Source organism: Nocardioides sp. GCM10028917, from assembly GCF_042666175.1.
In the GTDB taxonomy this organism is placed as follows: Bacteria; Actinomycetota; Actinomycetes; order Propionibacteriales; family Nocardioidaceae; genus Nocardioides.
On sequence record NZ_JBHTFL010000003.1, the window covers coordinates 559,704 to 571,866 of the forward strand.

A 12,163-nucleotide genomic window follows, 5' to 3' on the forward strand; every position below is an offset into this window, starting at 1 on the left:
CCAACCAACGCGAGAAGGAAACACATGGCCTCCGAAGTCACCCTCCCCGCACTCGGCGAGTCCGTCACCGAGGGCACCGTCACCCGCTGGCTGAAGCAGGTCGGTGACACGGTTGCCGTCGACGAGCCGCTGCTGGAGGTCTCCACCGACAAGGTCGACACCGAGATCCCGTCGCCCGTCGCCGGCACGCTCCTCGAGATCAAGGCCAACGAGGACGACACCGTCGAGGTCGGCGCGGTCCTCGGCGTGATCGGCGAGGAGGGCGAGTCCGCGGGCGACGCCTCCGAGACCGCCGAGCCCGAGGCGCAGCCCCAGGACGAGGGCGAGTCGGAGAAGAAGGCCGAGCAGGAGGAGCAGGTCGCCGAGGAGACGGGCGAGCTCCCCGACGGCGACGAGACCCCCGAGTCGGAGAAGGACGACGCCCCGGCCCAGTCCGAGCCCGCGGCCGAGCAGGCCTCGTCCGGCAGCTCCTCCTCCGGTGGCTCGTCCTCCGGCGGTGGCGGTGGCGGTACGCCGGTCACGCTGCCCGCGCTGGGTGAGTCCGTCACCGAGGGCACCGTCACCCGCTGGCTGAAGCAGGTCGGCGACGAGGTCGCCGTCGACGAGCCGCTGCTGGAGGTCTCCACCGACAAGGTCGACACCGAGATCCCCTCGCCCGTCGCCGGCACGCTGCTGGAGATCAAGGCCGAGGAGGACGAGACGGTCGAGGTCGGCGCCGAGCTCGCGATCATCGGGTCCGGCGACGCCGGCTCCGGCGGGTCGTCGGAGCCCCAGTCCGCCGAGGCTCGACCCAAGGACGAGGAGAACGCCGAGAAGAAGGCCGAGCAGGAGCAGCAGATCGCCGAGGAGAAGGGCGAGCTGCCGGCCGGCGACGAGACCCCCGAGTCCGACAAGCAGGACTCCCCCGCTGCTGAGGAGAAGCAGGAGGTCGAGCCGGAGGCCAAGGGCGAGGCGCCCTACGCACCCGCGCCACAGGGCGAGCCCGAGCCGCAGCGCACGGACGCCGCGGCCCAGGCGTCCTCGTCCGGTGGATCGGCCGCGTCGTCGGAGGGTGGCCGCGACCAGTCGGCGTACGTCACCCCGCTGGTGCGCAAGATGGCCGACCAGCACGGCATCGACCTCGGCTCGGTGCAGGGCACCGGTGTCGGTGGCCGCATCCGCAAGCAGGACGTCCTCGACGCCGCGGCTGCCGCCCAGCAGGCCGCCTCCGCCCCGGCTGCGCCTGCCGCCGCGCCAGCCGCTGCCGCCGGCGCTCCGCCCGCAGCTGCCGCTCCGTCGTCCGCGTCGCCGTCGCCGCTGCGTGGCACCACCGAGCCGCTCTCGCGCCTGCGCAAGGTGATCGCCACGCGCATGGTCGAGTCGCTGCGGGAGGCCGCCCAGCTGACGCAGGTGATGGAGGTCGATGTCACCTCGATCGCCCGCCTCCGCGAGGCGTCGAAGGCCGACTTCCTGGCCCGCGAGGGCGTGAAGCTCACCTACCTGCCCTTCTTCGCCAAGGCGGCGATCGACGCGCTCAAGCTGCACCCCAAGCTCAACGCGGCCATCGACACCGACAAGGGCGAGGTGACCTACTTCGACCGCGAGAACATCGCGTTCGCGGTGGACACCGAGAAGGGCCTGCTCACGCCGGTCGTCAAGGAGGCCGGTGACCTCTCGATCGCCGGGCTGGCGAAGAAGATCGCCGACGTCGCCGAGCGCACCCGCACCAACAAGATCACTCCGGACGAGCTGTCCGGTGGCACCTTCACCATCACGAACCTCGGCAGCTTCGGGGCGCTCTTCGACACCCCGATCATCAACAAGCCGCAGGTCGCCATCCTCGGCCCCGGTGCCGTGGTGAAGCGCCCCGTCGTGATCGACGACCCCAACCTCGGCGAGACGATCGCGGTGCGCCACATGGTCCACCTGTCGCTGACCTACGACCACCGCCTGGTCGACGGCGCCGACGCGGGCCGCTTCCTCCAGGAGGTCAAGAAGCGCCTCGAGGCCGGCCAGTTCGAGGTCTGAGGCCAGTCGCCCGGAGCGAAGCGACGGGCGGCGTCGGCCGAAGAGGTTGAGGGACCGGCACCCGGCGAGCCTGCGAGCCGGGTGGACCGGTCGTCTCGAAACCTGTCTGAGCAGCGCCGCTGACCGACGCCCCGTCCACCTCGGTGGGCGGGGCGTCGTCGTACGTCCGCCGTCTGACGCTCTCCCGCCGCCCCCGGCCGCCCCGGCCGGCGCGATCCCCGGATATCCGGGGATCGCATCGACAACGTGGAAGGTCCGAGCCGCCAGGTGACGCGGATCTTCCACGATCCTCAGCACGTACGAGCGCGCGACCGCCGCGACAGCGGCGGGCGTCACACGAAAACCGGGGGCGCGATGTCGGTCCCGACACGTAACGTCTGGTCATTGTGACGGTGACCGAGACGCAGACCCACCCGGCACCGGCGACCACGTCCCCGACCGACGGACTGCCGCCGGGACGGGTGCCTGTCGACTGGCACCGGGTCCGCCGTCCGCTGACCTACCTCTGCTTCTCGATGTCCCTGCTCGGCGCGGTCGCGGCGTCCCTCGGCTCGATGGTGGCCGGACGCCTCGCCGACGGCCCGACCAGCACGCTCCTGACCCTCTTGGCGCTGTGCGTCGTGGGCGGCGCGGCGATCGACACGGTCGCCAAGACCATCTGGGCCACCATCTGCGACCGCGCAGAGGGGCAGCTGCGCGCCGACCTGCTCGACGCGGCCATGGCGCAGCCGCTGTCCGAGCTCTCGGAGCAGGCGGTCGGCGAGGTCCTCGACCGCATCGACGACGACACGTGGGAGGTCGGCCAGCTGATGCGCTGGGGCGTGTGGCAGGCCGCGCGCACCTTCCTCGCCTCCGGCCCCCTGTGGGTGGTCGCGACCCTCACCTGGTGGCCGGCCGTCTTCCTCTTCCCGCTGACCGCGGTCGTCACCTACCTCGCGATCCGCCACCTGCTCCCCCAGATCGCCCAGCGCAAGGTCCTCGAGGAGGCCGCCTGGACCGATCATGCCGCGTCCACCGAGGAGGGCGTCGCCGCTCGTGACGACGTGCGCACCTCGCTGGGCCAGGCCCACGTGCTCCGCCGCAACGCCCACCTCGCGTCGGTCGTCCACCAGACCCTCGACGCGGTGCTGGCGGTCGAGGTGCGCGTCACCCGCCGAAGCGGCGGGCTGCTCCACGGCGCTCTCGCCGGGGTCGGCGTCCTCGGCGTCGCGCTGGTCCTGTCCGGAGACCTGTCCACGGCGCGGCTGGTCACGCTGTTCCTCGTCACGACGATGTTCGTCGGGGGCGTCGACATGCTCGCGCGCCACCTGCCCGACCTCCAGGAGGGCTTCGGCGCCGTGCTCCGGCTGCGCGCCATGATGGCCTCGCCCGTCGAGCCCACCGGTGGCCTTCCTGTGCCCGACGGCCCGCTCGACGTGGAGTTCCGGCACCTGGAGTTCCGCTACGGCACGGGCACCTTCGCGCTCAGCGACGTCGACCTCCTGCTCACCGCGGGCCACACCTGTGCCCTCGTCGGTCGCACCGGGTCGGGCAAGTCCACCCTCGCCTCCCTGCTCTCCCGCGCCGTCGAGCCACCGCGCGGCATGGTGTTCCTCGGCGGGGTCGACGTCCTCGACCTCGACCTGCAGCAGCTGCGTTCCGCCGTCGGTGTGGTGACCCAGCGCACCGAGGTCCTCGCCGGCACCCTCGCCGACAACATCACGCTCTTCGACGACGTACCCGTCTCGGTCGTCGAGGCCGCGGTGGCCGAGCTCGGCCTGACCGACTGGGTCGCCGGGCTGCCCGACGGCCTCGACACCGTCCTCGGCCCCGGCGGCACCAGCCTGTCCGCCGGCGAGGAGCAGCTCGTCGCCTTCGCGCGGCTCCTGGTGCGCGACGTCAGCGTGGTCGTCCTCGACGAGGCCACGGCCCGCATGGACCCCGTCACCGAGGCCCGCGTCGTACGCGCCGCCGACCGGCTGATCTCGGGGCGCACCGGCATCCTCGTCGCCCACCGGCTCTCCACCACCGAGCGCGCCGAGCAGGTCGCCGTCCTCGAGTCCGGTCGGGTGGTCCAGCAGGGCCCGCGCGACCGCCTCGCTGCCGAGGACGGCCGGTTCCGCGACCTCCTCGACGCTGCCGCCCACGAGGCGGTCGTCGAGGAGCACCACCACGACGACGCCACGATCGGGTCCGTGCGCCGCAGCACCACTCCCCCGGCGCCGCCCGAGCTCGCGCCGACACCGAGCCTGGCCCGGCAGGTGCTCCACACGATCAGCATGCAGCCGCAGTGGGGCCTGCTCGGAGCGGTCCTGTTCCTCATCTCCTCGCTGACCGGTGCCTTCGGCGCGGTGACCGGCTGGGTGTGGGGCCACATCGTCACCGACCTGCAGGCCGGTGAGCGCCCCGGGCTCCTGGTCGTCGCTCTCGTCGCCTCCCTCCTCGTCGGGCCGCTCCTGCTCGCCCAGGCGTTCCGCACCTACCCGCACTGGTGGGTGGAGGTACGCCTCCGCGTGCGCGCCGCGGTGCTCCACGGGCAGACGTCCCAGCGGCGGCTGCTGCGCACGCCGCCCGGCGAGGTCGTCGCCCGCACGATGGACGCCGACCGGCTCGCCCGCTACACCGACCGCTGGGTCGACTTCGTCAACGGACTGATCATCGCGGTGGTGACCGCCCTGATCGCCCGCACCTGGGTGGCCGGCGCGGTCCTGCTGGCCGTGATGGTCGCGTCCGCCCTCGCCTCGACCCTGGGCCGCCGCGTCGCCGGACGCTCGGCTGCGGCCGCGTCGACCGCGCGCGCGAGGTTCGGGCAGTCGCTCGTGTCGGCGCTGGAGTCGGTCCGCACCGTCAAGCTCGCCGCGGCGACGCCGCAGGTCCACCAGCACCTGCGCGACGTCGATGGTGGCCGGGTGGACGCCGCCGTGCGCGAGCACCGCGTGCAGGCGCTGCTCGAGGGCGTGCCCGTGGTCATGGTCCAGCTCGGCGTCGTCGCGGCGTGGGGCGGGCTGCTCACCGGCCAGTGGGAGCTCGCGACAGCGCTGCTCGTCGCCAACGCCGTCAGCGGGTTCGACTGGTTCGGCCGGGTCGCCGGCACGGTCGTGACCGAGGCGCCCGGCACCCGTGCCTGGATGAACGCCACCAGCGAGCTCGCCGGCGGCGGCGACCTGATGGACCTGCCCCCCGGGGTCGACCTCGTCCGCGGCACCGGGCCGGAGCCCTCCACGCCCCACCGCGACCCGTTGCGGGTCCTCACGGTGCGCGACCTCGCCGCGGTGCACGACGACGGCACGGTCGGCGTCCGGGACGTCGACCTCGACGTGCGGGCCGGCGAGCTCGTCCTGCTGCTCGGCCAGGTCGGGTCGGGCAAGTCCAGCCTGCTCAGCGCGCTCGCCGGCCTCGTCGGGAGCACCGGCGAGATCCGCTGGAACGACCGCCTCGTCGACGACCCGCAGACCACCCTGCGGCCCGGCCGGGTCGCCCACGTGGCGCAGGTGCCGCGGGTGCTGTCCGGCACGTTCGCCGGCAACGTCGCCCTCGACCACGCCGACCGGTCGGTGGTGCCGGCGCTCGAGGCGGCCCGGATGGGCCGCGACGTCTCGGAGGCCGGTGGCGCCGATGCCGTCGTCGGCCACCGCGGCGTACGCCTCTCCGGTGGCCAGGTGCAGCGCCTCGCGCTGGCTCGGGCGCTGGCGACCGACGCCGACGTGCTGCTGGCCGACGACGTCTCCTCCGCGCTCGACGCCGCCACGGAGATCGAGCTGTGGCAGGCGTTGCGGGCTCGCGGCACCGCCGTCGTGGGTGCCACGAGCAAGGCGGCGGCGCTCGCGCAGGCCGACCGTGTCGTGGTGCTCGACGCCGGCCGCGTGGTCGACGACGGACCGTGGCACGAGCTGTCGTCACGGTGGGCCCACCTGGCCGGGTGAACCGCCCGCGCGCGCTTTGGCCGCATGGTTGGGTGGTGACATGCGCGTCGTCATCGCTGGTGCCTCGGGATTCCTCGGGACCCACCTGTCCGACCACCTGCGGGTGCACGGCCACGAGGTGACGGCCCTCGTCCGGCGCGAGCCCGTCTCGGCCCATGAATGCCGCTGGGACCCGGCCGCCGGCCGTGTCGACGCCGCACTGATCGCGTCCGCCGACGCGGTGGTCAACCTCGCCGGAGCGCCGATCGCCGGCAACCCGCACTCGAGGAAGTGGGCCCGGGAGGTGCTCGAGTCGCGGGTGTCGACCACCCGGCTGCTCGCCGAGACGATCGCCGGGACCGAGCGCCCCGCGGCGTTCCTCGCCGGCAACGGCGTCGCCTGGTACGGCGACCACGGCACGTCGCCGGTCACCGAGGACACCCCCAGCACCGGCGACGCCTTCCTCACCAACGTCTCCCACGAGTGGTCCGCGGCGGCCGACCCTGCCCGCAAGGCCGGGGCGCGTGTGTGCGAGCTGCGGACCTCGCCCGTCATGGATCGCACGTCACCGCCCCTGAAGCAGCTGCGCCTGCTCTTCCAGGCCGGCGGCGGCGCCCGGCTCGGGTCGGGCGAGCAGTTCATGCCGATGATCTCGCTGCGCGACTGGGTGGGCGCGGTGAGCTACCTCATCGAGTCACGCGACGTCTCCGGCGCGTTCAACCTCTGCTGCCCGCAGACGCCGACCAACGCCGAGTTCACCCAAGCGCTGGCGGCCGCGCTGCACCGCAAGGCCTTCCTCGCCGTGCCCGCACCGTTGCTGAAGCTGGCCGCCGGCGACCTCGCACCTGAGGTGCTCGGCTCGGTCAACGCCCGACCGGCAGCGCTCGAGCGCGCCGGCTACGACTTCGAGGACGAGGACGTGCGCGAGGTGCTGGCCGCTGCGCTGTCCTGATCGCGCGCCTCCTCCACCACCCACCTCGCGCCCTCACGGACCAGCACCACCCGTCGCGTCGAGGGTCGGTCGACCGGCAGCGACACCGGCGCGCCGGATCCGACGGCCTCCGCACCGACGACGCGGTCCGTCACCACCAGCTCGAGCCGGCCCGGCGACCGAGCGGCCACGCGCAGGGCCAGCACCTGCGTCGCCATCTCCCTGACCCGGAGCCCGCGCCGGGCATAGTCCTGGAGCAGCCCGACATCGGCCGCCCCCGCGCCGGACCCGTCGGCGTACAACCTCGCCAGCGCGTCCGCGTCGCCCTCGGCCCAGGCGGCGGACCGGCGCTCGTCCCATGCCGCGAGCACCGCAGCCGGGCCGGAGCGGGCGGGCTGCGGTGCGGACGGGGAGGAGGCAGGGGACGACGCCGGGCTCGTCGGGCGCGGGCGCGGCGCAGGGTCGGGCCGCGCCACGACGACAACGAGCATCGCCACCACCAGCGCGCAGGCGACGGCGGTCAGCGCGGGGAGCAGTCGGCGCGGGTCCACCCCTCCACCCTCGCCGATCCCCCGGCCGCCTGCAGGCGTCATCCACAGGCGTTGGCGGGTCCCCCTCCCCTGCGTCATCCGCAGCCGAACCCATGGGTGCCGATCCGTACGACGCAGCGCCGACCCGCGGTGGGACGGACGGTCCACCGGCGTACGCTCGGGGCCATGTCGTCGGACCAGATCACCACGCACCCGCTCGACGTCGAGGTCGCCGGTCTCGGCGACGACGCCGTCGACTACCTGGCGGCCTGGGACCTCCAGCGCCGGGTGCACGAGGAGGTCGTCGCGGGCGCGCGGCGCGACACCGTGCTGCTGCTCGAGCACCCGCCCGTCTTCACCGCCGGCAAGCGCACCGACCCGCACGAGCGTCCGGTCGACCCGGGCGGTGCCGCGGTGATCGACGTCGACCGCGGCGGCAAGATCACCTTCCACGGTCTCGGCCAGCTCGTCGGCTACCCGATCGTCCGGCTGCCCGACCACGTCAAGGTCGTCGACTACGTGCGCCGGGTCGAGGAGGCGCTCATCGCGGTCTGCACCGACCTGGGTGTGACCACGGCCCGCATCCCCGGCCGCAGCGGCGTGTGGCTGCGCGAGGACGAGCGCGGCCCCGAGCGCAAGATCGCCGCCATCGGCATCCGGGTCAGCCGGGGGGTGACGATGCACGGCTTCGCGCTCAACTGCGACGTCGACCTGGGCTGGTACGACCGCTTCGTCCCGTGCGGCATCGCCGACGCCGGCGTCACCTCGCTCTCGAAGGAGCTCGGTCGCGACGTCACGATCGACGACGTGCTCCCGAGCGTGCGCCGGCACCTGGCGACGTACCTCGCCTGGCAGCCCTACGACGCCACCCCCGACTACGAGGCGCGTCCCGAGCCGGGCCGCGGCCCGCGCATCGAGCTGGTGCGACCGGGCGCCTGACCCGGCTCGGGTCCACCGAGCCCGACGACGTCGACGCCCCGGCCTGAGTGCGCCGGATGCTGACCGGATGCTGATTGGGGACGCTCGGGGCACCGTCGTAGAGTGGCGCGTGTGACGACCGCTCCCGCACCCGAAGGACGCAAGCTTCTCCGACTGGAGATCCGCAACGCGGAGACCCCGATCGAACGCAAGCCGGAGTGGATCAAGACCAAGGCCAAGATGGGCCCGGAGTACACCTCCCTGCAGAACCTCGTGAAGTCCGAGGGGCTCCACACCGTCTGCCAGTCCGCGGGCTGCCCCAACATCTTCGAGTGCTGGGAGGACAAGGAAGCCACCTTCCTCATCGGCGGCGACCAGTGCACCCGCCGCTGCGACTTCTGCCAGATCGACACCGGCAAGCCGCAGCCGCTCGACCGCGACGAGCCGCGCCGCGTCGCGGAGTCGGTGCAGAAGATGCAGCTCAAGTACGCCACCATCACCGGCGTCGCCCGCGACGACCTCCCCGACGGTGGCGCCTGGCTCTACGCCGAGACGGTCCGGGCGATCCACGAGCTCAACCCCGACACCGGCGTCGAGAACCTGATCCCCGACTTCAACGGCAAGCCCGACCTCCTCCAGGAGGTCTTCGAGTCGCGCCCCGAGGTGCTCGCCCACAACGTGGAGACGGTCCCCCGGATCTTCAAGCGGATCCGCCCCGCGTTCCGCTACGACCGCTCGCTCGACGTGATCACCCAGGCGCGCGACTTCGGCCTGGTGACCAAGTCCAACCTGATCCTCGGCATGGGCGAGACCCGCGAGGAGGTCAGCCAGGCGCTGCGCGACCTCCACGAGGCCGGCTGCGAGCTCATCACCATCACCCAGTACCTCCGCCCCTCCCCCCGGCACCACCCCGTCGAGCGGTGGGTCAAGCCGGAGGAGTTCGTGGAGCTCAAGGCCGAGGCCGACGAGATCGGCTTCGCCGGAGCGCTCTCGGGTCCGCTGGTCCGCTCGTCCTACCGCGCCGGCCGGCTGTACGGTCAGGCGATGGACGCGCGCGCCGCCGCCACCGTCTGATCCCGCACCACCTCATCTGAACCCAGCACCTGTTCAACACCTGACCGGACAAGGCCACCTCATGTCGACCCCCGCCACCACGCCCAGCTCGCGCCGCGGGCAGATCATGCAGACCTACCAGATGGCCAAGCGGAGCGACCCGCGCATCGGCCTGATCGTGGTGGGTGTCTTCGTGCTCGGCGCCGCCCTGGGCTTCGCGCTCATGTGGGTGCTGCCCGGCGACGGCCTGATCGGCTGGATCATGGCGGTCGTCGGTGCGCTCCTGATCGGCGCGCTCTGCGCGCTGCTCGTCTTCGGTCGCCGCGCCCAGAAGGCGGCGTACACCCAGATGGAGGGCCAGCCGGCCGCCGGGGCGGGAGCCCTGCAGATGCTGCGCCGCGGCTGGAAGGTCGACCCGGTCGTCGGCTTCACCAAGCAGCAGGACGTCGTGCACCGGGTCGTCGGCCCGCCCGGGATCGTCCTGGTCGGCGAGGGCTCGAGCCCCAGCCGGGTCAAGCAGCTGCTCGCGACGGAGCGCAAGAAGCACGAGCGCGTCGCCTACGGCGTCCCGATCCACGAGGTCGTCTGCGGCCGCGGCGAGGGCGAGGTCCCGCTGCCCAAGCTCGTCAAGCACGTCCAGAAGCTCGGTCGCAACGTGAAGCCCGCCGAGATGACCGACATCCTCCAGCGCCTCAAGGCCCTCGACGCCCAGCGCGGCAAGCTGCCGCTCCCCAAGGGACCCATGCCGACCTCGATGAAGGGCATGCGCTCGCAGCAGCGCGGCCGCTGACCGCGCCGTACGCTCCGGCCGTCGGCGTCAGCGACGCAACGGCCGGAGATGGCTCTTGACGATGTAGGCGCCGACCTTCCGCCCGAGGGACTTGCCCATCTCGGTCGAGAAGCGGAAGTGGATGCCGGCCTGCACACGCGAGTCGGCGTTCTCGTCCGCGGCCTGGGTGAAGGTCTCGAACGAACGCACGGGGTCCGCCGGCAGGGCCGTCGTGGAGTCCATCGAGAACGGCACGTGGTCGGTGCCGAAGGATCGCTCGAGCACCTCCGCCGCTCCGGCGCCCAGCGTGCTGTGCGTCGAGGGGTAGTCCTGGACCGGCGGGGTCTCCAGGTAGCTCAGCCACGCGGGGTCGGCGACCGTGCGGCGGTTGCCGTCAGCGTCGCCGGCCCGGATCGCGGTGTAGGGCCGCCAGAAGTCCCAGTGGAACTTGGAGTCCCAGCCCGCGACGTAGCTGTCGTACAGGGCCATGTTGACGAGGGCGAACATCCTCGCCGCCCGCCAGAGCTCCAGGTCCTCGCTCGTCGTCGTGACGCGGGCGATGCGGGCCCAGCCGATCTCCGAACCCTCGTACCACCAGTTGGCGTAGCTGCTCTGGTCCGCGGTGCGGGTCGTGCTGCCGAGGGCGCCGACCGACGAGACCTCGTCGTACGCCCGGGCGTAGGTGCGGCTCCTCAACGACGGGGGCGGCGGCACCCGGAACTGGGCAGGTGACGTGAGCCCGAAGGGCGTCGCGTAGCGGAGGTCCTCGGCGAAGGTGAAGGGGTACGGCGGCACGAACTGGTAGTCGCCCGGCTCGGTCCCCGGCACGTACGTCGGGCTGAACAGGTCGACGGCCGTGCCGTCGTCCTCGCGGAGGGCGACGATCGCCGCCGCAGCCTCGGTACCCAGCGTCACGGCAGTGGTCTCGGCGGGGCCGTCGGGCACGGTGGCGAGCCAGGTCGCCAGCTCCGCGTCCAGCGTCTCCTGCTGGGCGGGATAGACGGCCACGAGCACGCGGTGCGCCGCTGTCGCGGCAGCCGCGACCGGGTCCGCACCGTACGAACGGCCGAGGTAGGCGTACTGCTCGTAGCGGGGCCTGATGGCGTTGAGCGCGTCGTGCATCGCGATGTGCACCATCGCCTGGTGCCGTACGCCGAGGAAGGAGATATAGCCGTCGTCGGTCATGGCCGCCTCGAAGACGATGCGGCTCCAGTCGACCACGACGTCGCTGCTGGCCGCGGTCGAGTGCGGGTGCCCGGTCGTGGCGGCGCGAGCCGGCGCGGGGGCGCCCCGCGCGTTCTTCTCGCCGGTGGCCTCGGCGACGCCGCCGAGGGCGAGGAGCGCGAGCAGGACGACGAGCACGGTGGCGGCAGCCATTGCTGTCCGCCCCGCTGCGCGCCGCCCCGGCGCCAGATGGGCGTGCGTGGTCGGGGGTGTCATCATCGGTCCTCCTCAGGAGGTTCCGGCGGCCATGGGTCCCCCGTGGCCATCGTTCGACCGTACTCCCGGGCCGGCGTCGCGGCGACCGACGACGTGGGACGGAGGCGTGCTCCGCGTGGACCTGACTAGACCGCGACGGTGCGGGTGCCGGCCGCGACGTCGTGGAGCCCACGACCGTCGAAGGTCAGCAGGGGCGGCACGAGCAGCGCGACGAGCACGGAGCGACCGAGGGCCCGCAGCAGCGAGACCGGCTCGCCCGAGCCGTCGTTCCGGACCACCCGCAGCCGGGTGGCGAGCTTGCCGAACGACCCGCCGGCCAGCGTGGTGAACAGGGCGGACTCGAGGACGAAGAGCGCCAGCGTGCCGACGCCGTTGGGGTTGCCGCCGAGGACGTCGACCGCCACCAGGCCCTCGACGACCGCCAGGCAGGCGATCCAGTCGACGAACAGGGCCAGGATGCGCCGTCCCCACGAGGCCGACGCGAGCTCCGGTGTTACAGCGCTGGTCACGCGGCCAGCCTAGGAGGCGTCCGCGGACGGCTCAGCGACCGGTCACGCGTAACACGGGCGAAACAAACGGGATACGGTCTGGAAACTGCTCCCACCTAGCGTGGCGGCACGGTGCAACGAGGCTC

9 protein-coding genes are annotated in these 12,163 nt (G+C 73.0%); 6 read left to right on the top strand and 3 right to left on the bottom strand.

Annotated features, from left to right (window positions below; all coding sequences use genetic code 11):
• The first annotated feature begins 24 nt into the window (after window positions 1-24).
• From sucB to ACFQW6_RS06000, 3 genes are all read left to right on the top strand, one after another.
• Window positions 25-2,007 carry a 2-oxoglutarate dehydrogenase, E2 component, dihydrolipoamide succinyltransferase gene (sucB, locus tag ACFQW6_RS05990; RefSeq protein WP_378542267.1) on the top strand — a complete coding sequence of 661 codons (1,983 nt, stop codon included), beginning with the start codon at window positions 25-27 and terminating at the stop codon, window positions 2,005-2,007.
• 392 nt (window positions 2,008-2,399) lie between these two features.
• Window positions 2,400-5,909, top strand: coding sequence for an ATP-binding cassette domain-containing protein (locus ACFQW6_RS05995; RefSeq protein ID WP_378542269.1), 3,510 nt, complete (start codon window positions 2,400-2,402; stop codon window positions 5,907-5,909).
• 40 nt (window positions 5,910-5,949) lie between these two features.
• The gene (locus tag ACFQW6_RS06000) at window positions 5,950-6,840 is read left to right on the top strand and encodes a TIGR01777 family oxidoreductase (RefSeq protein WP_378542271.1); all 891 of its coding nucleotides are present in this window, start codon (window positions 5,950-5,952) and stop codon (window positions 6,838-6,840) included.
• Here the strand turns inward: ACFQW6_RS06000 and ACFQW6_RS06005 are convergent.
• A complete protein-coding gene (locus ACFQW6_RS06005; protein ID WP_378542273.1) occupies window positions 6,786-7,370 on the bottom strand; it encodes a hypothetical protein in 585 nt (194 codons plus the stop codon). The two genes, ACFQW6_RS06000 and ACFQW6_RS06005, sit on opposite strands and share 55 nt — an antisense overlap.
• 165 nt (window positions 7,371-7,535) lie before the next feature.
• Between ACFQW6_RS06005 and lipB the strand changes: the two genes are divergently transcribed.
• The 3 genes from lipB to ACFQW6_RS06020 all read left to right on the top strand — a co-directional run bounded on the left by lipB (window position 7,536) and on the right by ACFQW6_RS06020 (window position 10,110).
• Window positions 7,536-8,288 (top strand): lipoyl(octanoyl) transferase LipB, encoded by a 753-nt coding sequence (lipB, locus tag ACFQW6_RS06010; RefSeq protein ID WP_378542275.1) that lies wholly within the window; start codon window positions 7,536-7,538, stop codon window positions 8,286-8,288.
• Between the two features lie 111 nt (window positions 8,289-8,399).
• Window positions 8,400-9,341: a lipoyl synthase gene (lipA, locus tag ACFQW6_RS06015; protein ID WP_378542277.1), complete on the top strand. Its 942-nt coding sequence runs from the start codon at window positions 8,400-8,402 to the stop codon at window positions 9,339-9,341.
• A gap of 61 nt (window positions 9,342-9,402) precedes the next feature.
• The gene (locus tag ACFQW6_RS06020; protein ID WP_378542279.1) at window positions 9,403-10,110 is read left to right on the top strand and encodes a DUF4191 domain-containing protein; all 708 of its coding nucleotides are present in this window, start codon (window positions 9,403-9,405) and stop codon (window positions 10,108-10,110) included.
• Between the two features lie 27 nt (window positions 10,111-10,137).
• Here the strand turns inward: ACFQW6_RS06020 and ACFQW6_RS06025 are convergent, their stop codons facing one another.
• Both ACFQW6_RS06025 and ACFQW6_RS06030 read right to left on the bottom strand, forming a co-directional pair.
• Window positions 10,138-11,466 carry a vanadium-dependent haloperoxidase gene (locus ACFQW6_RS06025; RefSeq protein ID WP_378542281.1) on the bottom strand — a complete coding sequence of 443 codons (1,329 nt, stop codon included), beginning with the start codon at window positions 11,464-11,466 and terminating at the stop codon, window positions 10,138-10,140.
• 188 nt (window positions 11,467-11,654) lie between these two features.
• Window positions 11,655-12,038 carry an RDD family protein gene (locus ACFQW6_RS06030; protein WP_378542283.1) on the bottom strand — a complete coding sequence of 128 codons (384 nt, stop codon included), beginning with the start codon at window positions 12,036-12,038 and terminating at the stop codon, window positions 11,655-11,657.
• Window positions 12,039-12,163 lie beyond the last annotated feature (125 nt).

Bases quoted from the DNA above. Each gene is read 5' to 3' on its own strand.
- ACFQW6_RS06020 (WP_378542279.1), top strand. From the start codon at position 9,403: ATGTCGACCCCCGCCACCACGCCCAGCTCGCGCCGCGGGCAGATCATG.
- sucB (WP_378542267.1), top strand. From the start codon at position 25: ATGGCCTCCGAAGTCACCCTCCCCGCACTCGGCGAGTCCGTCACCGAG.
- lipB (WP_378542275.1), top strand. From the start codon at position 7,536: ATGTCGTCGGACCAGATCACCACGCACCCGCTCGACGTCGAGGTCGCC.
- ACFQW6_RS06000 (WP_378542271.1), top strand. From the start codon at position 5,950: ATGCGCGTCGTCATCGCTGGTGCCTCGGGATTCCTCGGGACCCACCTG.
- ACFQW6_RS06025 (WP_378542281.1), bottom strand. From the start codon at position 11,466: ATGGCTGCCGCCACCGTGCTCGTCGTCCTGCTCGCGCTCCTCGCCCTC.